This is a genomic window from Burkholderia sp. Ac-20384, from assembly GCF_017104605.1.
Classification (GTDB): Bacteria; Pseudomonadota; Gammaproteobacteria; order Burkholderiales; family Burkholderiaceae; genus Burkholderia; species Burkholderia lata.
The window spans coordinates 1-22,446 of sequence record NZ_JAAGPE010000163.1; the positions used below are offsets into that span (position 1 = coordinate 1).

Below are 22,446 nucleotides of genomic sequence, written 5' to 3' on the forward strand. Positions count from 1 at the left end.
CAGCGCGTCCGGCGCGCGGCTGTCCATTGCCGCGCGCACGACGAGATCGGCCGGCAGGTGGCGCCGGATCAGCCGGTCGTGCGGCGGCGCGACCACGAAGCGCCCGCACAGCATGTCCAGCCGCTCACCGGTGCCCGCGTTCTCGCCGATCAAGACGTGCCCGCCGGGCCGCTTGACCGCCGGCACCGGCGGCAGCCCGCTGCCGTCGTGCAGCACGTGCGGGGAACCGTGCGGCAACAACACGAGATCGCCGCCGCCGAGTTCGCGCACCGTACCGTCGTCGGGATTCTCGAGGATCGCGCGGCCGCGCAGCACCGCGTGATACGGGATCTCGCACGCAGGCGATCGCTCATACGTAATCGCCCACGGCGCGCCGAACGCGCAGCGGATTTCGAGCTTCCCGGTGACCGTGACGAGCGCCATGAAGCGGCTCAGCCAGTCGGATTCGAGCGTCATGTTGAGTAGTGAAGGCACATCGGAAGTGCCGCGCGCATCGCATGAAATTCCGATTATCGCGCGGGATGCCGATGTCATCGCGCTCACTTCCTGTTCGGTGTCGCTGATGCGACGGCGTCGCGTCCGGCCGCCCGCAGCGTCGCCTGCGCGGGCAAGGGTTTTGCTATCATTCCGGCTCTCCGTCTTGCCGAATTGGCCACACCCGCTTGCAGAGTGCCGTCATCGCCCGCCGTCAATCGCACGCCGCCGCTCGCCGAGAAACATCGCCGCCCGCTCTGCTTGCGGGTGCGTGAACGGGACCCAACCAGCGCGGCATCGACGTGCTGACGGCCTGGCCGTCCCATGCCCCTTCCTTTCCGGAAACCCGATGCCACTCATCTCTTCCCCGCCCGTTCTCGACACACCGCGTCTCATCCTCGAAGGCCATCCGCTCGGCGACTTCGAGGCGCTCGCCACGATGTGGGCCGAGCCGAAGGTCGTCGAGCACATCTTCAACGGCGAGCCGTCCGCGCCGCGCGACTCGTGGATGCGCATGCTCGCGTATCGCGGGCTGTGGCCGCTGCTCGGCTATGGCTACTGGGCGATTCGCGAGAAGGCAACGGGCCGCTACGTCGGCGATCTCGGCTTCGCCGATTTCCACCGGCTCATCGAGCCGTCGATTCGCAACGTGCCGGAAGCCGGCTGGGCACTGGCGACGTGGGCGCACGGCAAGGGTTACGCGACCGAGGCGCTCTCGGCTGCGCTGGCGTGGCTCGACGGGCAACAACGATTCGAGCGCAGCGTGTGCCTGATCGCGCCGACCAACGTCGCGTCGATCCGCGTGGCGGAAAAGGCCGGTTATGGGGAGCCTGTGCAGATCCGGTTCAACGACACCGATTCATTGCTGTTTTCGCGCGCGAGCCGATAGGCTGTTGACGAGGTACCGGTTATCGCCGGCGGACCGCATCGACTTGCGGCGCCGGCGCGCCCTCCCTGCTCATTCCACCGCCGGCTCATAAAGGCTCGTAAAGAGCCGGTTGTCCATCGGCCAGCAGTTGCCGCACTCATCGAGCAGGATCCAGTCACCCGACTTTACCGAACGCCAGCCTTCCGGCGTGGCGACCGCCCGGCCGCCCTCACGGGCCTCCACCCGATCATGGTCGCCATCGGCGAACCACCGTGTTGCATCGACATAACTGACGCGTTTTCGAAATCGCATACCGCCACCGAAACGTTGAGAACGGGCAGGCACCTCCAAAGACGTGTCCGCGTATTGAGCATGGGTGTCGCGAGGGGCCGTGAAACTCACGAGAGCCACGCAGGGGACCGGGAAGCCAGCGCTTGCGCGCCGCGCGACAGCGACTGCACCGCCAGCCCGGTTTCGTGCAACGCCTTCCGGCCCTCGGTGACGAGGGCTTCCAGCGTTTCCCGTGCGGCGGTGGAGATCCGGATGTCGATCTCCCGCATTTTCCCGATGGCCGCTTGAACCTCGTCGGGTTGATCGGGCACAAGCGTCATCAGGAACATCGAACGTGCTTCGGCGGCCCGGACGGCCTCGCCCCAGTCGGCGCGGGCGACCGCGACTTCGATCGCATTCGTGAGCACCTCGATACGCTGGATGACTTGCAACGGCTCCATTTCGTATTCCTATGTGTCTGTCGCACCGCCGACAAGCTTTCCGCTCGAAGGCAACTGCGGTGTCAACGCCGATCCGCACGCATTCAAAGACGGCGGTCTCGAGAATTGTAGGGAGCCATTCACCGCAGATCGTGTAATATTTCGTAATGATCTGTCGAGTAATCTTTACCTGGCCTGAATCGCGCGGCGTAGCGGCATCCGCACAAGCTGCGTTCCGCAAACGTTTTCGCTCGAACAACACCGGGTCAGTGTTCGCCGCCGGCGACAAGCCAGATATCGCGCAGAAGGATTTCGCCCGCCCATCGGGTCGTTCGTCGACGTTTGCCGCACGACGGCAAGGATTTCCGTGCTCACAGGTTCAACGGGCGGTGCATATTTCGCCACATTCCACCGGAATGTTTCGCAGTATCATCCGCGTCGCCTTGGCTACCACGCATTCGGACTGGGCCTAACCGCTCGCCATTTTCCCGTTTTACCCCCTCGTTCAGCGATGCCCATCCGAATCCTGCTCGTCGAAGACGACGCCCAACTGTCCGCGCTGATCGCAGACTATCTGCGCATGCATCAGTACGAGGTGGACACGCTGCTTGACGGCACCGATGCCGTAGCCACGATCGTCGCGCGTCATCCCGACCTGGTGCTTCTCGACATCAACCTGCCGGGCAAGGACGGCTTCGAGATTTGCCGCGAGGCACGCATGCGGTACGACGGCATCGTCATCATGATGACGGGCCGCGACGAACTGTTCGACGAGTTGCTCGGCCTGGAATTCGGCGCAGACGATTTTCTCCACAAGCCGGTCGAGCCGCGCATTCTGCTCGCGCGAATCAAGGCGCACCTGCGACGGATGCGCATGCGCCCGGGCGACGTCGAACCCGTATCGCCACTTCGATTCCAGTTCGGAAAGTTTTCGATCGACCGGGCCGATCGCAAGGTTCACCTTCCCGACGGTAGCGCGCCTCGCCTGACGTCGACCGAATTCGACCTGCTGTGGGCGCTCGTCTGCCGTGCCGGTGAAGTCGTCAGCCGGGAAGACCTGACGCAGCTGCTACGCGGCATCGAGTTCGACGGCTTCGACCGCTCGATCGACGGCCGCATCTCGAAGCTGCGCCGCAAGCTGCATGACGACGTCACGGAACCGAAGCGGATCAAGACGATCCGCTGCAAGGGCTATCAGTTCAGCAAGCACGCTTGGGATTGATGCGGCAGGCGCAGCGACGCGCTGTCCGGCGTGCGACCTGTCATGGCGCACGACGTCACGCGTGGATCGGCTGCCCACCCGCCCTCGCAACCGCTGCCATTTGCGTTCGTGCAGGTCGACAACCGGCCACCGTCACGTGCCCGTCGTCTTCTCGCCGAGCGCGGTAACCGGCGTCTCCGGATCGCGCGCAAGCCCTTGCGCGAACACCTTCAACCCTTCGAGCAACGGCGTCAATGCGTCCCACAGCGCTTCGTCGTGCAACAGCCGGTACGCACCGCGCACGCCGGGCGCGACATGCGCGTGCTGCGCCGGCTGCCACGCGCCGACGTGGTGCAGCGCGTCGGCGGCCGCGAACACGGCCTTGCCGAACTGCTCCGGCGGAATGCGCGACAGCGCCATCAGCAGCACCGCGAGATTCTGCATGCCGCTCTGCATGCCCGGCTTGTCGAGCGCATCGACGAACGTGTCGGCCAGCCGCGCGTTCGCGCTGACGACCTCGGTCGCCAGATGCAGGAATCCATGCCGGTGCAGGCTGCCGAGCAAATGTTCGAGCGCATCGTGCGCACTGGGCTCCGCGTGCGGAGGCGTCGTGTCGGGGGACTGACGTTCGGTCATCGGCTTTCTCCGGTTGGGACGCCACGTGGCCGCCGCGACGGCGGCCACGCGCGCCGGTTGCGTCTCGCTCGTCGGACACCGTGTGCCCGGCAGCAGCGGCCGCCATGCGCGGCAACGAGGCGGACAGGCACGAACCGCGCGCGGTTTGCGCTACGGCGGTTGCTTGCGCGGGTTTCATCGGCGAGCCATGCGGCCCGCGTGTCGAGCGGCCGTGCCGGTACGCGCTGACCAGGTGCCGCCCTACCGCATGTTTCCCGTATGGCCCAGCGAATAGCGCCCCGGCTGCGGCCACACTGTCAGCCCGTGCGGCTCCATGCCGACGGGAATCGACCGGACCGCGCCGCTCGCGGTGTCGATCGCATAGACGACGTCATCGAAGCGGCCCGACAGCCACAACGTCTTGCCGTCCGCGCTGACGTTGCCCATGTCGGGGCTGCCGCCGCCGGGAATCGGCCAGGTCGCGACCACCTTGCGGGTCGCGAAATCGAGCACCGATACGCTGCCCTTGCCGTGGCGCGGCCCGTGGACGCGATTGGAGCCGCGATTCGCGATATAGAGCTGCGTGCCGTCGCGGCTCGGATACAGCCCGTGCGTGCCGACGCCGGTCGGGATGAAGCCGATCTTCGTGAAGGCATCGCCATCGATGACGTATATGCCGTCGGCCATCATGTCGGCGACATAGAACACCTTGCCGTCCGGCGATACGCGGATGTCCTGCGGCATCCCTTTCCGGTCGAGTTCGAGGTAGCCGACCACCTTGCGGTTCACGAAATCGATCTTCGCCAGCTTGCCGCCGAACTCGCACGTGAAGAGCGCGTACCGGCCGTCGATCGAAAAGTCCGCATGGTTGATGCCTTTGCATTGCGGCACGTCGAGGCTCGACTTCAGCGCCATCGTTTTCGGGTCGCGGAAGTCGAGCCGCGCATGCGCCTCGGCCACCACGATCGCGTCCTTGCCGTCGGGCGTGAAATACATGTTGTACGGATCGTCGACGCTCACTGCCTGGCCGGGCTTGCCCGTCTTCGGGTCGATCGGCGTCAGGCTGCCGTCGGTTCGCCCTTCCGCATTGTTCGCGACCCACAGCGTCTGCAGGTCCCATGCCGGCACGACGTGCTGCGGACTGCGGCCGACGGCGAACCGGTCGACAACCTTGTACGTGGCCGGGTCGATTACGTAGACGTCGTTCGATCTCAGGTTCGGCACATAGATGCGCGGCAACGCGCCCGCTACCGCCGCGCTCATGCGGCCGGCCTGCGCCTCGCTGTACAGGTTGTCTGGATGGATGACGGGCGGCATCCCGGGCACGGCCGCGACAGCCGACGCCGCGATCGCCCCGTGGGCACCGAAGCCGGCCAGCGCTGCCACGATGACGATCGCGGAACGGGGAAAGCGGATGTAACGGCGAAAGCGCGATTGCATGACGATGTCCCTGTTCGATTGAATGGAACGACGGCAAAGGTAGCGCGATGGCGCGGCTGCGTCAGCGGCCGGCTATTTCCTTTCTGATTGCGTCGACGGTGCGCGACACGATGGCGTCGGTGCCGAGCCGGCCGAGTTCGACGCTCGCATGACGCGGATCGCCGCCATAAACACCGTCGACAGCGCCGGGCTTCGCGGCATTGCGCAGCTTGTCGACCCTGACCATGCGCGGCTCGACCGCCAGCAGCAGCGACGTATCGGCCAGCCCCGCATGCGTGCCGATATCCGCAGCCGGCACACCGTGCTCGCGCAGGATCTGGTCGTAACCGTCGGAGCTGGTGCCGTAATACGCGGCGGGCACGAACGCACGCGCGCCCGTGCCGGCCCACGACTTGTTGAGCCGGGCGACCGACTGCTTGATGTCGTTCTGGTAGCCACCGTGGTCGCCGAGGAACACGATGTTCGTGAAGCCATGCACCCGGAAACTGTTGGCCGCGGATTCGAGGGTCTTTTCGAAGACGTCGTCAGGCACGGTGATCGTGCCCGGGAAGCGCATGTGCGACGTCGGCGGCGCATAGCCGCCCTCCGGCACATAGGCGATGACGGGTGCGACGATCGCGTTGCCGAGCCCTTCCGCGATTCGCCCGGACAATACCCTGACCCGCGCGTTGTGCTTGCCGAGCGCGACGTACGGCCCGCTTTGCTCGGTCGCGCCGATCGGAATCAGGATGGTGGTCTTGCCGGCCCGGATGCTGTCGCGCAGTTCGGTCCAGGTCATGTCTTCGAGCTGCACCGTTCCCGGCACCTGGGCGAGCGCGGCTTGCGCGACGGTGAAAGCGAGGGCGGCGAAGATGGCGCGTGGCTGGCATTTCATCGCGGATTCTCGACGGAAGGAAAGAAACGACGCTGCGTTCCCTCGCACCATAAACGAACTCGCCCGACTTGTCGCTGGCCGCCGCACGACGATTCACGCCGAAGGTCGCGAGAAAGCCATTCGTCAGGATTCCGTCTTGCGTCGCGATATCTCTCGCGCCATGTCAGCACGCGACGAGCCGATTCGATGCATGGGCTGCGGCACCTCGCGCCCGCACCTCGTACATCACGCCGGCAACACGGCCACCGCCTTGATCTCGACGATATAGCCCGGCGCGCCGCCCAGCATGTGCGCACCCACCGCCGTCCACGCCGGCTTCGGGTGCGCAGCAAGGTAGCGGTCGCGCACCTGCATGAACAGCGGCAGGTCGCGCATGTCGGTGTGGAAGGTCGTCAGGTCGACCACGTCGTTGAACGAGGCGCCGGCAGCTTCCAGCACGCGCTTCAGATTTTCGAACGCCTGCACGATCTGGGCTTCACGGCCTTCGACGAGCTGCATCGCCGCATCGCGGCCGATCTGGCCGGAAACGTACAGCGTATCGCCGACCTTCAGGCCCGGTGCGTAGCCGATTTTCTCGTACACCGCTTCCATTCCAGCCGGAACGATGGCTTTGCGATCACGCATGAGGGTCTCCGTGGCCGGCGGCGTCGCGCCGGCCGGTTGGTTGTCGAGGAACACACGTCGAACACGTGCAGGCGGCGTCACGGCACGCCGCTCAGCCCGTATCGCCGCCCGCGACCGGCAGCACCGTGCCGGTGATGTAGCTCGCCTCGTCGGACGCGAGGAACAGGATCGGCGCGATCTGCTCGTCGAGGCTGCCGTAGCGCTTGAGGAACGTCGATTCCGTGACCTGACGCACGGCCTCGCCCATCCATGCCTGTTCCCGTTCGCTGTCGCCGGCCGCATTGCGCGGCACGCGGCGCGGCGGCGCACTGGTGCCGCCCGGCGCGGTGGCCACGACCCGGATGTTGTGCTCCGCGTATTCCATCGCGAGCGCCGCCGTCAGCGCATTGACGCCGCCCTTCGCCGCCGAGTACGGCACGCGGCGGATGCCGCGCGTCGCGTTCGACGAGATGTTGACGATCGTGCCGCCGCCGCGCGCGAGCAGGTGCGGCAGCACCGCGTGGCACGTATAGAGCGTCGGCATCAGCGAGCGGCGGATTTCCGCATCGATCTGCGCGGGCTCGAATTCGGCGAACGGGCGCATGCGAATCGCGCCGCCGACGCCGTTGATCAGGATGTCGATGCCGCCGAACGTCTGCACGGCGTGTGCGATCGCCGCATGCGCACCGTCGTACGTTTCGAGATCGGCGATGAAGCCGGCCGTCTCGCCACCGGTCGCTTCGGCCGCGACCTCGGCGACGAAATCCGCGCGATCGACGAACAGCACCCGGCCGCCTTCGGCCGCCGCACGCAGCGCGACACCGCGGCCGATGCCCTGCGCGGCGCCCGTGACGACGATGACCTTGCCAGAGAATCGTTGCATGATCACGCCGCCTTTGCCGTGACGTTGGGGGTGAACTTCTCGTAGTGGAAGCTGTTCGGCTTCACGCCTTCGTCGTCGAAGTACTTGCGCACCGCGTCGACCATCGGCGGCGGCCCGCACAGATACACGTCGACGTCGCCGTCGTTCAGCGCATCGGCCGGGATGTGCTGCGTGACCCAGCCCTTGCGCGCATGGCTCGAATCCGCATCCGCGACAACCGTCGCGAAGCTGAAGTTCGGCAGCGTCGCCGCGAAGGCTTCGATCGCTTCGACCAGTACGAGGTCGAGATCGCGCGTCACGCCGTAGATCAGGTGCACCTTCTGCTGCGACCCGCTGCGCGCCAGCACCTCGAGCATCGACAGAAACGGCGCCAGCCCGGTGCCGCCCGCGAGGAACAGCAGCGGCCGCTGCACGTCGCGCAGGTAGAAGCTGCCGAGCGGCCCGTGCAGTTCCAGCTTGTCGCCGGGCTGCGCCGATTCGAGCCACGTGCTCATCACGCCGCCGGGGATCTTCTTGATCAGGAAGCTGACCTTCGCATCGGCCGGCGCCGACGAGAACGAGTAGGACCGGTGCTGCCCGCTCGCGGGCACGTCGATGTTCACGTACTGTCCCGGCAGGAAGACGGGCGCGGCCGCGCCGACGTCGAGTTCGAGCACGACGGCCGCATCGTTGTGCTGCTCGACCTTCGTCACCGTGGCGGCGAACCCGCTCTGGCCCGTCTTGCACGCGACCGACGACGTCGGCACCGCGATCACGCAATCGCTTTGCGGCACCATCTGGCAGGTCAGCACGAGGCCGCCGTCCTTTTCGTCTTCGGTGAGCGCATCGTCGATGTAATCGTCGCCGAGGTCGTAGCTGCCGCTTTCGGCGCGGCACTTGCAGGTGCCGCACACGCCGTCGGAGCAATCCATCGGCAGGTTGATCTTCGCGAGGAAGGCTGCGTCGAGCACCTTCTCTCCGGCCTTGCAATCGATGAAGCGGGTTACCCCGTCCTCGAAGTTCAGTGCAATCTTGTAGCTGGACATGGCGTCACTCCACTTCCTTTTCTTTCATGACAAGGCAACGGTGTCAGACGTGATAGACGTCGAGCACCTGCCGGATGTAGTCGTTCTTCAGCACGATCTTCTTGTACGAGATCAGCAGTTCATCGCCCACCTTGCGCAACGTGACGAACATCGTGCCGAAGAAATGATCGGTCACGCGGTAGCGGTGGTTCAGCGTGTGAAAGTTGTAGCGCACGTCCACCTCGTCGTCGCGTTCGGCCAGCACCTCGACGTTCGTCACGTTGTGGCTGGTGCGCGGCTCGGGCGTCGATGCGCCGCTGCGCTCGGTCTTGATCCGGAACACGCGATCCTCGAGGCCGCCGCGGTCCGGGTAGTACATCAGCGAGATCTGGCTCTGGTGATCCTCGGTCGGCCGATCGTCGTCGTCCCACGCGGGCATCCAGTACGTGACGTCCTCCGTGTAGCAGGTCAGCCACTCGTCCCACTGGCGATCGTCGAGCAGGCGCGCTTCGCGATACAGCGCCGCGCAGACAGTCCGGTAATCGAAGCTCATGCTGCCACCTCCCCGCGTTCCTTCTTCAGCGCATCGCGCATCACATGCACCCAGTGTTCGTGCTGGCACACGAACAGCCCTTCGTCCTCGCTGCGCTCGCCGGAAATGCGCGGGTTCAGCCCCATCTTCTTCGCGTTCTCGTCCGGGCCGTCGACCCACAGCGGCGCGCCGCGCGACAGGTCGTTCCACATCGCCGTGATGCCCGCATAGCCGGCCTGGCATGCGCGGAACTCCTCGAGATCGTCGGCCGTGCCCATGCCCGTCACGTTGAAGAAATCCTCGTACTGGCGGATCCGGATCGTGCGATCGGTCTCGCTCTCGCCCTTCGGCGCGAAGCAGAAGATCGTGACTTCGGTCTTGTCGACGCCGAGCGGCCGTACCACGCGGATCTGCGTGCTGAACTGGTCCATCAGGAACACGTTCGGGTACACGCACAGGTTGCGGGTCTGGTTGACGATGAAGTCGGCCTGCACGTCGCCGACGCGCGCCTTGATCTCTTCACGGTGCTGATACACCGGCCGCACTTCCGGGTTCATCGTCTGCGTCCACAGCAGGATGTGGCCGTTGTCGAAGCCGTACACGCCCGCGACCGACTTGCTCCAGCTGTTCGCATCGACGGCCTTGGTGCCGTCTTCCTTGCGGCGGCCCATCGTCGCCGCGTAGTTCCAGTGCACGGTGCTGACGTGGTAGCCGTCGCAACCGTTCTCCATCTGCATCTTCCAGTTGCCTTCGTAGATGTAGGACGAGTTGCCGCGCAGCACTTCGAGCCCGTCCGGCGCCTGGTCGACGATCTGGTCGATGATCACGCGCGCTTCGCCGAGATACTCCTCGAGCGGCAGCACGTCGGCGCTGAGGCTGCCGAACAGGAAGCCGCGATAGTTCGCGAAACGCGCGACTTTCTTCAGGTCGTGCGAGCCGTGCGTGTTGAACTGCACCGGGTACTCGGTCGTCTTCTCGTCCTTCACCTTCAGCAGCTTGCCGGTGTTCGAGAAGGTCCAGCCGTGGAACGGGCACGTGAAGCTGCCCTTGTTGCCGTGCTTGCGGCGGCACAGCATCGCGCCCTTGTGCGCGCAGGCATTGATCACCGCGTGCAGCTCGCCGGTCTTGTCGCGCGTGATCACGATCGGCTGGCGGCCGATCCACGTCGTGTAGTAATCGTTGTTCGCCGGGATCTGGCTTTCGTGCGCCAGGTACACCCAGTTGCTCTCGAAGATGTGCTTCATCTCGAGCTCGTACAGCTCGGCGTTCGTGAAGATGTCGCGGCGGCAGCGGAATACGCCGGCCTCCTTGTCGTCCTGCACGGCGGTGGCGAGCAGGTGATCCAGGTCGGTGGCTTGGTCGATCGTGGCGGACATGTTGGCTCCTCCCATGCGCGTGCCGCGTCCTGCAAGCACGCTCGCATCGGTAATCGGTTGAATCTCGCGGGAACCCGGCCGGCGGCAGCGCATCGGCGCCGCGCCGGCGGGCGGTTACGCCGTCGCGGCTGCGCGCAGGCGGTGGACGACCTGGTTGTCCTTGCCCTGCACCAGCGGCGTCAGGACGAAGTTGAACTCGATGTCCTGGTACGCATCGGCCTTCATGCCGAGCGCCGTGCCGCCGGTCTTGTCGACCACGGGCGGGATCAGCTCCTCGCGCGTCGCATACGCGAAGTCATCCCAGATCAGCGGATCGCCGTCGATGTTGAACTGCGTCGTCAGCTTGCGGTGGTCGTTGCTGTCGACGAAGAAGTGCACGTGCGCCGGACGGTTGCCGTGGCGGCCGAGGCCGTTCAGCAGTTGCTGCGTCGCGCCGTGCGGCGGGCAGCCGTAGCCGACCGGCATCAGCGTGCGGAATTCGTACTTGCCGTCCGCGCCCGTCTTCACCGCACCGCGCAGGTTGAAATCGCTCTGCTTGCCGGTCGGGTCGAAGTGCGAATAGAAGCCGTGCGAGTTCGCGTGCCAGCATTCGACCAGCGCGCCCGCGATCGGCTTGCCGTCGAGGCCGGTGACCGTGCCGTGGATCACGAGCGGGCCCGCGCCGTCGTCCGCATCGAGGTCGATCTTCGACACACCGTCGCGCACCGGTGCGCCGGCCACATACAGCGGCCCTTCGATCGTGCGCGGCGTGCCGCCGTCGAGGCCGACCGCCTTGTCCGCGGCATCCATCCGGATGTCGAGAAACTTCTCGAGGCCGAGGCCGGCCGCGAGCAGCGCCGCTTCGCCGTCCTGGCCGAGCTTGTTCAGGTAGTTGACGCCGGCCCACACTTCGTCGGGCGTGATGTCGAGATCGTCGATCGCCTTGAACAGGTCGCCCAGCAACCGCAGCACGACCTGCTGCGTGCGCGCGTTGCCGCCCTTCGCGCTGTCCGCGCCCGCGTTCGACGCGGCCTTCAGCAGCTCCTGCACTTCCCGGGACTCGAAAACTTTGACGCTCATGATGGTGTCTCCACGTGTATTTGGGGGGTGACGGCTTGGCCTGACTCGGGCTACCGCGCGACTTTCGTCAGCCCGTCGCGGGTGAATCGCCTGACTTTGTCTTCGTCGAGTTCAATGCCGAGGCCGGGGCCGTCCGGCACGGTCAGTTCGAAGTCGCTGTAGTCCAGCGGCTGCGTCAGGATCTCTTCGGTGATCAGCAGCGGCCCGAACAGTTCGGTGCCCCACTGCAGGTTCGCGAAACTCGCGAACAGGTGCGCGGACGCCACCGTGCTGAATGCGCCTTCGAGCATCGTGCCGCCGTACAGCTCGATGCCGGCCGCATCCGCGATCGCGGCGACGCGCTGCGCGGCGAACAGGCCGCCGCTTTGCTCGATCTTGATCGCGAACACGTCCGCGCCGTGATGCTTCGCGATGTCGAAGGCGCTGTCGGGGCCTTGCAGGATTTCGTCGGCCATCAGCGCGACCGGGAAGCGGCGCATCAGGCGCGCCAGCGCCGCGGCCGAGGCCACCGGCTGCTCGACCAGTTCGCAACCGGCATCGGCCAGCGCCGGAATCGCGCGCGCGGCCTGCGTTTCGCTCCACGCCATGTTCACGTCGACACGCACCGACGCGCGATCGCCGACGGCCTTCTTGATCTCGGCCACGTGGCGGATATCCGTCTCCGGCGACTTTGCGCCGATCTTCAGCTTGAACACGTTGTGACGGCGCTGGTCGAGCATCCGTTCGGCTTCGGCGATGTCGGTGGCCGTGTCGCCCGAGGCGAGCGTCCACGCGACCGGAAGGCGATCGCGGCGGCGGCCGCCGAGCAGTTCGCTCACCGGCACGCCGAGCCGCTTGCCATGCGCGTCGAGCAGCGCGGTTTCGAGTGCGCTCTTCGCGAAGTGATTGACCTTCGCGAGCTTGCCGAGGAATGCCATCAGCGTCTGAATGCGCGTTGCGTCCTTGCCGACGATCGCCGGGGCGAGATACGTGTCGATCGCCAGCTTCATCGCTTCGGGGCTTTCCGGGCCGTACGCCATGCCGGCGATCGTCGTGCCTTCGCCGAGGCCCGTCACGCCGTCGCTGCAGAACACCTTCACGAGCATCAGCGTCTGGCCGTGCATCGTGGCCACCGACAGCTTGTGCGGGCGGATCGTCGGCAGGTCGACGAGGCGGGTTTCGATGCGTTCGATGGTGACGGAGGACATGGGGCTTGCCGTGTGGGTGAAGTGCTTGAGGCGATTTATACGTCTCGGCCGGATCGAGCGTCCAATACTTTTAGGCGGCTTTTTCAATACCTGACAGGTATTGAAATTCGGGGATATTCGTGGGATATCGCCGTTTACCATACCCGTCATGACAGGCAATACGGCCTCGAAGCCATGCTGGATCGAGGGGAGCGACCACCCGGGATGCGGGCGGCCGGAGACGGGAGTGGCATCGGTCGCCGTGCCCGCGGCGACGCAAAAAAGCGGCCTCGGCGGGCCGCTGTCAGGGTTTTCCTGATGCCTCATCCGGGGTGCTCGTGGGCGAGTTTCTCGATAGGTGTGGTTGGCGGCCGGCTTCGTGGTCGTCTGATCCAACCGGTTGTCGGCGCTCGCCTAGGTGGTCCAGACAGGATTTCCGTCAGCAGTGTTTGCGCATCGGGTCAGGCACGTGAAGGACTCCGCGTCAGGGCAGTCCGCCTCACGCGCAGGCTGGTCGGCTTCTATGCGAAGGCAACCACGAGTTCCATTCCGTCGATGTCCCGCTAGCAGCACCGGCGCGCTGCCAGGAATGCGGCGGCCGAGTCGATCGCAACCCGTTGCGATCGACTCGCCAAACGCCCTGGCCGACTACGCGTCACGAAGTGCCGTCGCTGGCCGGATCTCCGCCCAGCCTGCCCTCCACCCCATACCCGTCATCGGGCGCCGGCAACCGCCCGAGCACCCGCTCGACCTCCAGTGCGACCGCGATGAGTTCGCGATCGGTGCCGGCCGCCCCATCCAGTGCGAGGCCGACCGGCAACCCGGCCGCCGTCAGGCCGGCCGGAATGGTCATGCCCGGTACGCCGGCATTGCTGCCCGGCTCGGTATTCCGGATATAGGTCGAGAACACCGAAGCGGGTGCGCCGTTGAGGATCATCGCGTCGCCCGCCGGGATCGGGCACGCGGTGGCGATCGTGGTCGGAAACACCAGCGCATCGGCCCCACTGTCGGCGAGGCACTGCCGGTACGCGGCACGCGACCGCGTACGCCGGTCGAGCGCGGTGCGGTACGCCGCTTCGCCGATACCGTCGGGGCCGGTGATATGGCGGGCGATCTTCGCGACATCCGGGCTTCCCACGTTCGCGACGATGTCGTCGACCGACAGGTCGTAGCCGCTTTCGACCAGGTACGCATGCATCGACGAACGGAATTCGTACATCGCGATGACGGCCGGCTCGTCGTCGAAGAATCCCGGATAGTCGTTCAGGTCGAGGTCGACGCACTCGAATCCCGCCTGCTCCAGTTTCGCCACCGCGGCATTCGCCACCATTTCGACATCTTGAGCGAGGCCGCGCCAGAATGTCGTGCGCGGGACCGCCAGGCGCACCGGGCGCGTCGCGCTGCGGGTCGGCATCGCCGTTGGCACACCGGTGCCGGTGCCCGACAGGATCGCGTCGAGCAGCGCGATGTCCTCGACCGACCGCGCGATCGGGCCGACGGTGTCTCGCGTGCGCGAAATCGGCGCCACGCCGGCCGACGGGTAGCGGCCGACGGTCGGGCGGAGGCCGACGGCGCCGCACAGCGCCGCCGGAATCCGGACTGAGCCGCCGGTGTCCGTCCCGAGCGCGGCGGGCACCACGCCCGCGCCGACCAGCGCGCCCGAGCCGCTGCTGCTGCCGCCCGGAATCCGGTTGAAGTCGTACGGGTTGCGTACCGCGCCCGTGACGCGGTTGTTGCCCGACACGCCGAACGCCAGCTCGTGCAGGTTGGCCTTGCCTGCGATCAGCGCCCCTTGTGCGAGCAGCCGCGCGACGACCGGCGCATGCTGCGGCGGCACGCGGTTGTGCAGCGCCAGCGTGCCGTTACCGGTCGGCAGGCAGGCGGTGTCGATGTTGTCCTTGATCGCGATCGGCAGGCCCAGCAGCGCGTGCGGGGTGGCCGACGTCGCGAGATCGCGGTCGCAGCGGGCCGCTTCGGCGAGCAGCCGCGCATCGTCGACGCACGTAAAGCCGTTCAGGTAGCGCCAGCGTGCGTGCCGCTCGATCAATGCGTACGCGTAGTCGACACAGGAAAACTCCCGGCGCAGGAGCGCGTGCCGGGCTTCGGTGAGCGTCAGGGTTCCCAGGGTGGGCATCGTCGTCGTTCCTCGTGACAGGGGATCGTCACAAGGTAGGGTGCGCCGATTTTGACGCCCATCATCACAATGGATGACCCCGGTCGTCGACCGGAGGCCGAGCAGCCGGTCACGCCAGCGCGGCCGCCAGGCTCGCGCGGTTGGCGACGCCCTTCTTCGCCATCACGCGCCGCAGATGCGTGCGAACCGTCGACAGCCCGATGCCGAGCGTGCGTGCAACGTCCTTGTCGGTATAGCCGGCGGCGACGAGCCGCGCGACGTCGCTCTCGCGCTCGGTCAGCCCCGCGCACGCATGGCGCCGTCGCAGCAGCGCGCGCCGGAAAAACGGCTCGATGCCGTTCAGCAGCAGTTTGTCCCGTTCGGTGAAGTCGGGCCGCCCGTGGGCCCGCCAGATGCGCAGGTCGCCGACGTGGGTCGCGCCGTCGAACGCGTAGACGTTGATGCCGTGGTGCATGCCGTCGCGGCACAGGAAATCGTTGTAGAACTCGGTCTGCTCGAGCTCGCGCCGGTTCACCACCTCGTCGACGCAGGTCGCCACGCGGCGCGCGCGCAGTTGCGACGTGACCGGATCGATATGCTGGAACCACGCTTCGTACCGGGCGATCTGCAATGGGTCGACGTTGTACGAGAACCCGTTGCGCCACAGGCCCGTTTGTTCGTCGCAATCGAACGAAGCGGCGAAATCGGCGCGCAGCAGTTGCGTGATCGCGGGCAGCACGACCGTCCTCACGTCGACGACCGGCCCCAGCTCTTCCAGGCGGGCGACGATGTCGCCGAACAGCCGGAGTTCCTCCGGTGTGATATCGGACGCGGAAAGGTTCATGACGGACGGTTCCTCGGCAAGCCGCTGGAGAACACCTGCATCGAGTGCTTCGACGGGGTTGTCGCGGCGAAGGCCCGAACGAGCACGGGTTCGTCACGATGCGCCATGTTACCCGGCTGATCGACGCATCGTGCATCTCGTATCGAATACGACAGCGAGAGGGTTCATGGTCGGCCCGGCCCGCCAACACCTGGGCGGTTTGCCCCGGCGCACGACGCAAGGCACCCGTTTCCCCGAGGAGAACAACGGCCGGCCTACTGCCGCACGGCAGGCCGCTGCGTCATTGCGCAGGCGTGACGATCCGCTCAGCGGCCGGCACCCGCCACCGACGCCTGCCATTGCGCGGCCACGCCGGCGTAATCCCTGACCTTGAACGCGGAGCCGTCCTGGACATGGACCCAGCCGAGCGTGCGCTCGGCGAGCGGCTTGTCGTGGTCGTCCGTCGCGATCTTGACGATGGCATGTGCACGCACATGCACGAGACCGTCCGGATAGTCGGACGACGGGTTCGCCAGCGTCACCGTCACGAACGGCCCGAGATCCTGCAGCAGTTGAGCGGCCGGCGGATTGTCGGCCATCAGCAACGAACCGCCCTTCACGCGGTCGTCCACCCGAATCGCAGTGCCGCCGGGCCGCCGCTGCGCGGCGGTCGGCTGCGACATCCACAGCACGTGATCCGGGTTGAGATAGACCACATCGGGGTCGCCCATCGCGTCGCGGGTTTCAATCCGGGGTATCGGCATGCACAGTCTCCAGTCGAATATCGGGCACCGAATGCCGGTGCGGCGGCACCATGATGATGCCGCAATATGTCGGCTTGCCGCGTGTCTTGCGGGGAATGGTGCGACCACCATTGGCCGGATCGCCGCGCGCTGCGCACGTTACTGCTTCGCCGGTGCGCCGATGCGCCGATGCCGTCGAGCGGAAGTTGACGCCGCTTCGCGCCAACCCGATCGACGGCCGGGCAGCCCGGCCGCACCGCCTACCCTCGCCACGTCGCGCCCGCGAGCTTCGCCACCAGTTCGTCGTACACGACCCGGATCCGCCGGGGCATCGGCCCGCGTCGCGGCCGATAGACGTGCAGCTTCCATGGCTCGGGCTCGAGGCCGGGCAGCAGCCGCACGAGGCGGCCCTTGTCGATGTACGGCCGGACGAGATACTCCGAGCACTGTCCCAGCCCCACGCCCGCACACACGGCCTCGATCTCCACCTCGGTATCGTCCGTCAGGTAGGCCGGCGACGACGGGACGAACTGGTGCTCCCCCCGAAACATCCACGGCCACGCGCGTCCGCTCGCGCGGTCGATCAGGCACGTGACCGGCATCGATTCGAGCTCCTTGCGGTTCCTGGGCTCACCCAGCCGCCGGATCAGCGACGGCGCGCCGACGATCCACATCGGCAACGGCCCGACCATGCGCGCGACGAAGCGATTGTCGCCGATCGCCCCGACCCGCACGCCGATGTCGATCTGTTCGTCGACCACCGGCGAAGGCACGTCGGACAGCCGCAGGTCGGGCACCAGCCCCGGATACCGCTGCATGAGATCGCTCAGGATCGGCTGGACGTAATGACGGCCCATGCCCGACGGCGCCGTGATCCTGACAACGCCCACCGGCTCGTCGGCCTGGCCGGACGCGGGCCCGAACAGCCCGTCGACCGCAGCCAGCGCCGTCTGCGCATCGCGCGCGAACGCCTGCCCGAACGCGGTGATCCGGATGCTTCGGGTCGTCCGGTGAAACAGCGTTTCGCCGAGCATTTCCTCCAGGTCGCGCACCGCGCGCGTCACGACCTGCGGCGACACGCCGAGGCGTGCTGCCGCCTCGCGGAACGTGGGCGCCGCGGCGGCTGCGGAAAAGATCTTCAGGATGTCGAGTCGGTTGAGCATGGAGAGCCCTCCTGGCACGCGCATGCGCCAGCGCGTTTCATTCCCGAAACGGGAATTCTGAATGCGCCATTGTTCCATTTTTTTACGACGAGCGAGCGACCACAATGCACATCAAGCGTGCATCGCAACCGATTCAACTCAGCCACATGCGTCGCTTTCACTCACCTCTTTGGAGTATCTCGTCATGAACGCAAACACGAAACCGGCCCAACTCGACGGCCGCATCGCACTGGTGACCGGCGCCAGTTCCGGCATTGGCCGCGCCTCCGCGATCGAACTCGCGCGGCGCGGCGCAAAGGTCGTGGTCTCCGCCCGGCGCAAGGCCGAGCTCGATCGACTGGTCGACGAAATCGTGACCGCCGGCGGCGAAGCCAAAGCCTTCGTCGCGGACGTCGCGAACGAAGACGATCTGCGCAAGCTGTTCAATTTCGCAGTAGAGACCTACGGACGCCTCGACATCGCGTTCAACAATGCCGGCACGGAAGGCGTGTTCGCGCCGCTGCTCGAGCAGGATGCCGAGCGGTTCGACAGGGTGTTCGAACCGAACGTGCGCGGCGTGTTCAACTCGATGAAATACGCCGCTGAAATCATGCTGCGGCAGGGTTCGGGCAGCATCATCAACAACGCGTCGATGGGCGGGCTGATCGGCTTCGAGAATGCGTCGGTCTATATCGCGAGCAAGCACGCGGTGATCGGGATGACAAAGACCGCTTCGATCGAATGGTTCAGGCGTGGCGTGCGCGTGAATGCGCTGTGCCCGGGGCTGATCGAGACGCCGTTCCATCACCGCGGCATCTGGCCGTCGGAAGATGCACAACAGGCGTTTGCCGCCTCGACGCCGGCAGGACGCTGGGGCTCCGCCGAGGAGATGGCGACGATCGTCGCGTTCCTCGCGTCGGATGACTCCAGCTACGTGTCAGGGCATGCGCTCGTAGCCGACGGCGGTTACTCGGTGGCGTGACATGCGCGGCGCGACGGCAGGCCGTGGCAGCGCCCGCCGCACGCCGGAATCCGGCGCAGGCGCTACGCCACCGCCTGCCTCGCATGCAGCCGCAACGCAAGCCACGCGATCCCGACCGCCACCGCGCCGACCACGCCCCCGAACGTGCCGACCCACGGCAGCCCGAAGTCGCTGGCGATATGGTTGCCGATCAGCGCACCGGCGCCGATGCCGACGTTGTACAGCCCGGAGAAAATCGACACCGCCAGGTCGGTTCCCTCCGGCGCCAGCTTCAGCACCCACGCCTGCATCGCCAGCCCGAAGCAGACGATCGCGCCGCCCCAGACCAGCGTATGCACGGACAGCGTGACGATGTTCAGCGCGCACGGAAACAGGATCAGCAGGCATCCGGCCAGCGCGACGATCGACCCGAGCAGGAAGTCGTCAGGACGGTGCGGATAGACGCGGTTGAAGCAGATCGCGGCCGGTATGCCGGCAACGCCGAACAGGATCAGCACGTACGTGATCCGGCTGCTGCTCGCGTGATTGACGCTCTGGACGAACGGCTCGATGTACGTGTACGACGTGAAGTGCGCGGTCACGACGAGCACGGTGATCGCGTACAGCGCCACCAGCGCGGGCTTGCGCAGGAACACGCCGATGCTGCTGAGCGAACCGGCGCCCTGGCTCGGCGATACCGGCAACGTCGCGCGCAGCAGCAGCAACGCGACACCTGCTGCGCCGGCGATGATCAGGAACGTGACGCGCCAGCCGAACGTCTCGCCGACCACGCGCCCGAGCGGAATGCCGGCCACCATCGCGATCGCCGTGCCCATCGCCAGCAGGCTGAGCGCGCGGCTTTTCCGGTCGCTCGGCGCGAGCCGCACGGCCAGCGGCACGGAAATCGACCAGAACACCGCGTGCGCGCACGCGATGCCCAGCCGGCCGACCATCAGCACCGCGAAATTCCACGCGACGCCGGTCACCACGTGACTGCCGATGAACACCAGCAACGCTCCCGTCAGCAGCTTGCGGCGCTCGACATGGCGCGTGGCCAGCGTCAGCGGCAGCGACACGACGGCCACGGCCCACGCGTAGATCGTCAGCATCAGGCCGACGTCGGTCGGCCGCATGTGCAGGCTGTCGCCGATCGCACTGAGCAGCGCGACGGGCACGAATTCGGTGGTATTGAAGATGAAGGCGGTGAGTGCCAGGGTCAGGACACCCCACCACGAGTGCTTGGAACTGACGGCGTCCGGTGTGGCCATGCCTGGAATCGACGAGACGAGGGTTGGGGGCGCGCGGCGCGGAGAACCCGGCCCGGCGATCGCCGCGATTGTACCAGCGGCACATGACACGGCGTGGCGCGGGATGGCCGCGCGGGAGCGTCGGTTGGCCGCGGGACATGGTCATGACATGGCCGTGCGCCGATAATGTGCCCACACGCTTCTCACGACCCGTTCGCTCGCCCCCTGTCGAGCCAGGAGATTCACATGCGCATTGAAACGTCCTTTCTGTTCGATCTCGACGGCACGCTCGTCGACAGCGTCTACCAGCACGTGCTCGCGTGGAAAGAGGCGCTCGATGCCGAAGGCATCGAACTGTCGGTGTGGCGCATCCACCGCAAGATCGGCATGAGCGGCGGCCTGTTCCTGAATCAGTTGCTGCGCGAGACGTCGGGCGACCTCGACGCCGAGCGCGTCGAGCGGCTCGCCCGGCTCCATGCGGCCGCGTACCAGCGGCTGCGCGCGCAGGTCCGGCCGCTGCCGGGTGCGCGTGAACTGCTGGCCGCGCTGTCGTCGGCGGGCATTCGCTGGGCGATCGCGACCAGCGGACGGATGGAAACGGCCGCCATCAACCTCGAAGCGCTCGGCGTCGATCCTGCAAAGCACGTCGTGGTCACGCGCGACCAGGTCAAGTATGCCAAGCCGGACCCCGACCTGTTCCTGACGGCGGCCGCACAACTGAACGTGCCGATCGAACACACGGTCGTGGTCGGCGACAGCATCTGGGACATGCTGGCCGCGGCCCGCTGCCGCTCGCTCGGCGTCGGGCTGCTGTCGGGCGGATACGGCAGCGACGAACTCGAACGCGCGGGCGCGCTGCGCGTGTATGACGATCCGGCCGATTTGCTGTGGCATCTCGACGAGATTGCGGCGCGGCCCTGAAACGCCTGTTTCGCCGACGGCACCTGCACCGGGACGCCGTCGGTTTCGTCAGGCCCTGAACGTTCGGCCAGGCCAGGCCACGCCACGCCGTACCGCACCGACACGCGGCCACCCAGCGGCTCAATCGTCATCGATACGCTTGTCGACCATATAGCGGCCACGCTCGACGCCCGCGAGCAGCGCTTCGTTCTCGGTCATCCAGTCGGGGCCGTCGGCCGCCGGCACGACCAGCTCGATGCGCTCGCCGCCGACATACACCTGCACCTCGTCGCGCCACGCACCGCTGTCGTTGCGTCGCGCCCACACGCGTATCTCGTGCCCGCGATACGGGTCGCGAACCTGTGCGTCCTGTTGATTTTGCACGGCGGCCTCCTGTACTTATCTGCGATGACGCTGCAAAAAATGCGCGCCGCATGATTGCCGCGCGCCCCGTCGGCCCGATGCGCATACGCCGTGCCCGGTGCCGACCGGCCGGCACGCGGCTTGCGCGCCGATCGCACGTCGAACCGCTGCCGGCACGCACCGCGCGGCCGTGAAGCGGTTCGTCACCCTGCAACCGGACGACGATCCGCGCGTCGACACCCTCCCGGTTCCGCGCCCGCGAACCGGCTCGCGGATCGATCGTCCCGACCCTTCGTCAAGGAGCCTCGTGTGAATCCAACGACCGATCTGCTCTCCTATCTCGTGACGAACCAGCTGGCCGTGCGCATGCGCTCCGGCGCATGGCCCACGACCGATCAGGTCGTCAATGCGCAGCGCGCCTGGCTCGCGTGCCATCACGCCGAATGCGGATGGCTTGCGCGGGTCAGGATCGCGGACGCGTCCGCGACGATCGCGCAAGGGATCTACGACATCGCGGTCGCGAACCGCGATCCCGACAGCGGCCAGCACGGGCGGCTCGACGCCGATTCGCCGGAATTGCATGCGCTGCGCGAACGCTGCGATGCGCTGTTGCAGCGCATCGACGACGACCGGGACATCGGCCCGCGATAATCGCGCGCCCCTTGATCGTGTAAAAACGACAGTCCCTTGTCATCGGCATCCCGCGCGGGCCCCGCCGCACGGGAAACCACCCGGCAGGCACGGGCGTTGCGGCGAACCGGCGTCACCGACCGCCGCCCCTACGCCCCGTGCCATGGACTCCACGCCGATCTTCGCTCCGCATATCCAGTTCTGCGACGCCCGCCTCGTCGGGCCGCTCGACGCATGGCCGCAGACGTTCGCCCAGGTCGCCGGCATGGGCTTCGATCATGTGCTGGTTGGCGCGTTCTGGGCCGCGAGCGTCGCCGGCTTTCCGCGCCACGTGGCCGATTTCCACCGGCCGGCCCAATCGTTCGCGACGCGCGCGAACGCGCTCGAAACCTTCTCGCGGCTCGCGAATCTCGCACAGGGGCACGGGCTGCGCCTGCTGCTCGAAGTCGTGCCGGATCGCGTCGCGCGCGAGAATCCGCTGCGCGCCGAACATCCGGACTGGTACGTCGAGCGCACGCACGACGACGCGCTGATCGATCCGCGCGGCACCGCGCACGCGCAGGATGTCGCCCACGCGAACCTCGGTGACGACGCGGCGCGCGACGCGCTGTCCGCGTGGTGGTGCAAGCACCTCGCCGCGTTCGCCGATGCGGGCGCGGCCGGCTTCCTGATCGACGCGCCCCATCATCTGCCGGCCGACTGGTGGCCCGGCTGGCGCG

At 66.9% G+C, this 22,446-nt stretch carries 23 protein-coding genes and 2 pseudogenes; 6 read left to right on the forward strand and 19 right to left on the reverse strand.

Features of this window, described 5'->3' with window-relative positions; all coding sequences use genetic code 11:
* The coding region (locus tag G3O00_RS25680) for a cupin domain-containing protein (RefSeq protein ID WP_346779002.1) at nucleotides 1-474 on the reverse strand (474 nt) is incomplete at its 3' end.
* A gap of 349 nt (nucleotides 475-823) precedes the next feature.
* Here G3O00_RS25680 and G3O00_RS25685 point away from each other — a divergent pair.
* Entirely contained in the window at nucleotides 824-1,363 is a 540-nt protein-coding gene (locus tag G3O00_RS25685; protein WP_206144698.1) for a GNAT family N-acetyltransferase, read from the forward strand.
* Between the two features lie 69 nt (nucleotides 1,364-1,432).
* On the opposite strand, the gene G3O00_RS25690 is transcribed toward G3O00_RS25685, so the two are convergent.
* Both G3O00_RS25690 and G3O00_RS25695 read right to left on the reverse strand, forming a co-directional pair.
* Complete coding sequence (locus G3O00_RS25690; protein WP_244272866.1) at nucleotides 1,433-1,687, reverse strand: hypothetical protein; 255 nt, start codon at nucleotides 1,685-1,687, stop codon at nucleotides 1,433-1,435.
* Nucleotides 1,688-1,740: 53 nt separating this feature from the next.
* Entirely contained in the window at nucleotides 1,741-2,073 is a 333-nt protein-coding gene (locus tag G3O00_RS25695; RefSeq protein WP_206144699.1) for a hypothetical protein, read from the reverse strand.
* 490 nt (nucleotides 2,074-2,563) lie between these two features.
* Between G3O00_RS25695 and G3O00_RS25700 the strand changes: the two genes are divergently transcribed.
* On the forward strand, nucleotides 2,564-3,274 hold the full coding sequence (locus tag G3O00_RS25700; RefSeq protein WP_011349743.1) for a response regulator: 711 nt from the start codon (nucleotides 2,564-2,566) through the stop codon (nucleotides 3,272-3,274).
* Nucleotides 3,275-3,406: 132 nt separating this feature from the next.
* Here G3O00_RS25700 and G3O00_RS25705 read toward each other — a convergent pair whose 3' ends face one another.
* The 14 genes from G3O00_RS25705 to G3O00_RS25770 all read right to left on the reverse strand — a co-directional run bounded on the left by G3O00_RS25705 (nucleotide 3,407) and on the right by G3O00_RS25770 (nucleotide 17,647).
* The gene (locus G3O00_RS25705; protein ID WP_174930169.1) at nucleotides 3,407-3,889 is read right to left on the reverse strand and encodes a DUF1641 domain-containing protein; all 483 of its coding nucleotides are present in this window, start codon (nucleotides 3,887-3,889) and stop codon (nucleotides 3,407-3,409) included.
* A gap of 240 nt (nucleotides 3,890-4,129) precedes the next feature.
* Nucleotides 4,130-5,308, reverse strand: a complete 1,179-nt coding sequence (locus tag G3O00_RS25710; RefSeq protein WP_241025333.1) for a YncE family protein — start codon at nucleotides 5,306-5,308, stop codon at nucleotides 4,130-4,132.
* A 61-nt stretch (nucleotides 5,309-5,369) separates the two neighbouring features.
* A complete protein-coding gene (locus G3O00_RS25715; protein ID WP_206144700.1) occupies nucleotides 5,370-6,182 on the reverse strand; it encodes a creatininase family protein in 813 nt (270 codons plus the stop codon).
* Between the two features lie 225 nt (nucleotides 6,183-6,407).
* Complete coding sequence (locus G3O00_RS25720; protein ID WP_206144701.1) at nucleotides 6,408-6,806, reverse strand: RidA family protein; 399 nt, start codon at nucleotides 6,804-6,806, stop codon at nucleotides 6,408-6,410.
* 91 nt (nucleotides 6,807-6,897) lie between these two features.
* The gene (gene benD, locus G3O00_RS25725) at nucleotides 6,898-7,668 is read right to left on the reverse strand and encodes a benzoate diol dehydrogenase BenD (RefSeq protein ID WP_206144702.1); all 771 of its coding nucleotides are present in this window, start codon (nucleotides 7,666-7,668) and stop codon (nucleotides 6,898-6,900) included.
* Nucleotides 7,669-7,670: 2 nt separating this feature from the next.
* Nucleotides 7,671-8,693 (reverse strand): benzoate 1,2-dioxygenase electron transfer component BenC, encoded by a 1,023-nt coding sequence (gene benC, locus G3O00_RS25730; protein WP_206144703.1) that lies wholly within the window; start codon nucleotides 8,691-8,693, stop codon nucleotides 7,671-7,673.
* A gap of 43 nt (nucleotides 8,694-8,736) precedes the next feature.
* On the reverse strand, nucleotides 8,737-9,225 hold the full coding sequence (gene benB, locus G3O00_RS25735) for a benzoate 1,2-dioxygenase small subunit (RefSeq protein ID WP_122950597.1): 489 nt from the start codon (nucleotides 9,223-9,225) through the stop codon (nucleotides 8,737-8,739).
* Nucleotides 9,222-10,580, reverse strand: coding sequence for a Rieske 2Fe-2S domain-containing protein (locus G3O00_RS25740; RefSeq protein WP_206144704.1), 1,359 nt, complete (start codon nucleotides 10,578-10,580; stop codon nucleotides 9,222-9,224). Before G3O00_RS25740 ends, benB begins: the two co-directional genes overlap by 4 nt.
* Nucleotides 10,581-10,694: 114 nt before the next feature.
* The gene (gene catA, locus G3O00_RS25745) at nucleotides 10,695-11,639 is read right to left on the reverse strand and encodes a catechol 1,2-dioxygenase (RefSeq protein ID WP_174930163.1); all 945 of its coding nucleotides are present in this window, start codon (nucleotides 11,637-11,639) and stop codon (nucleotides 10,695-10,697) included.
* Nucleotides 11,640-11,689: 50 nt separating this feature from the next.
* Nucleotides 11,690-12,826 (reverse strand): muconate/chloromuconate family cycloisomerase, encoded by a 1,137-nt coding sequence (locus G3O00_RS25750; RefSeq protein ID WP_011349733.1) that lies wholly within the window; start codon nucleotides 12,824-12,826, stop codon nucleotides 11,690-11,692.
* Nucleotides 12,827-13,460: 634 nt separating this feature from the next.
* Entirely contained in the window at nucleotides 13,461-14,939 is a 1,479-nt protein-coding gene (gene iaaH, locus G3O00_RS25755; RefSeq protein WP_206144705.1) for an indoleacetamide hydrolase, read from the reverse strand.
* Nucleotides 14,940-15,048: 109 nt separating this feature from the next.
* Nucleotides 15,049-15,762, reverse strand: a complete 714-nt coding sequence (locus G3O00_RS25760; protein WP_206144706.1) for a helix-turn-helix transcriptional regulator — start codon at nucleotides 15,760-15,762, stop codon at nucleotides 15,049-15,051.
* Between the two features lie 305 nt (nucleotides 15,763-16,067).
* Nucleotides 16,068-16,505, reverse strand: a complete 438-nt coding sequence (locus tag G3O00_RS25765) for a hypothetical protein (RefSeq protein WP_206144707.1) — start codon at nucleotides 16,503-16,505, stop codon at nucleotides 16,068-16,070.
* A 239-nt stretch (nucleotides 16,506-16,744) separates the two neighbouring features.
* Nucleotides 16,745-17,647, reverse strand: a complete 903-nt coding sequence (locus G3O00_RS25770) for a LysR family transcriptional regulator (protein WP_206144708.1) — start codon at nucleotides 17,645-17,647, stop codon at nucleotides 16,745-16,747.
* 184 nt (nucleotides 17,648-17,831) lie between these two features.
* On the opposite strand from G3O00_RS25770, the gene G3O00_RS25775 reads away from it, so the two are divergent.
* Nucleotides 17,832-18,608: a glucose 1-dehydrogenase gene (locus G3O00_RS25775; protein WP_206144709.1), complete on the forward strand. Its 777-nt coding sequence runs from the start codon at nucleotides 17,832-17,834 to the stop codon at nucleotides 18,606-18,608.
* Between the two features lie 65 nt (nucleotides 18,609-18,673).
* Here the strand turns inward: G3O00_RS25775 and G3O00_RS25780 are convergent.
* A pseudogene (locus G3O00_RS25780) lies at nucleotides 18,674-19,855 on the reverse strand (sugar transporter); the annotation flags it as partial.
* 225 nt (nucleotides 19,856-20,080) lie between these two features.
* Here G3O00_RS25780 and G3O00_RS25785 point away from each other — a divergent pair.
* Nucleotides 20,081-20,755 (forward strand): HAD family hydrolase, encoded by a 675-nt coding sequence (locus G3O00_RS25785; protein WP_089498626.1) that lies wholly within the window; start codon nucleotides 20,081-20,083, stop codon nucleotides 20,753-20,755.
* Nucleotides 20,756-20,875: 120 nt separating this feature from the next.
* Here G3O00_RS25785 and G3O00_RS25790 read toward each other — a convergent pair whose 3' ends face one another.
* A complete protein-coding gene (locus G3O00_RS25790; RefSeq protein ID WP_174930155.1) occupies nucleotides 20,876-21,118 on the reverse strand; it encodes a DUF6566 family protein in 243 nt (80 codons plus the stop codon).
* A gap of 345 nt (nucleotides 21,119-21,463) precedes the next feature.
* On the opposite strand from G3O00_RS25790, the gene G3O00_RS25795 reads away from it, so the two are divergent.
* Both G3O00_RS25795 and G3O00_RS25800 read left to right on the forward strand, forming a co-directional pair.
* Nucleotides 21,464-21,748, forward strand: coding sequence for a hypothetical protein (locus G3O00_RS25795; protein WP_206144712.1), 285 nt, complete (start codon nucleotides 21,464-21,466; stop codon nucleotides 21,746-21,748).
* 142 nt (nucleotides 21,749-21,890) lie between these two features.
* Nucleotides 21,891-22,446 (forward strand): annotated as a pseudogene (locus G3O00_RS25800) (DUF3416 domain-containing protein); the annotation flags it as partial.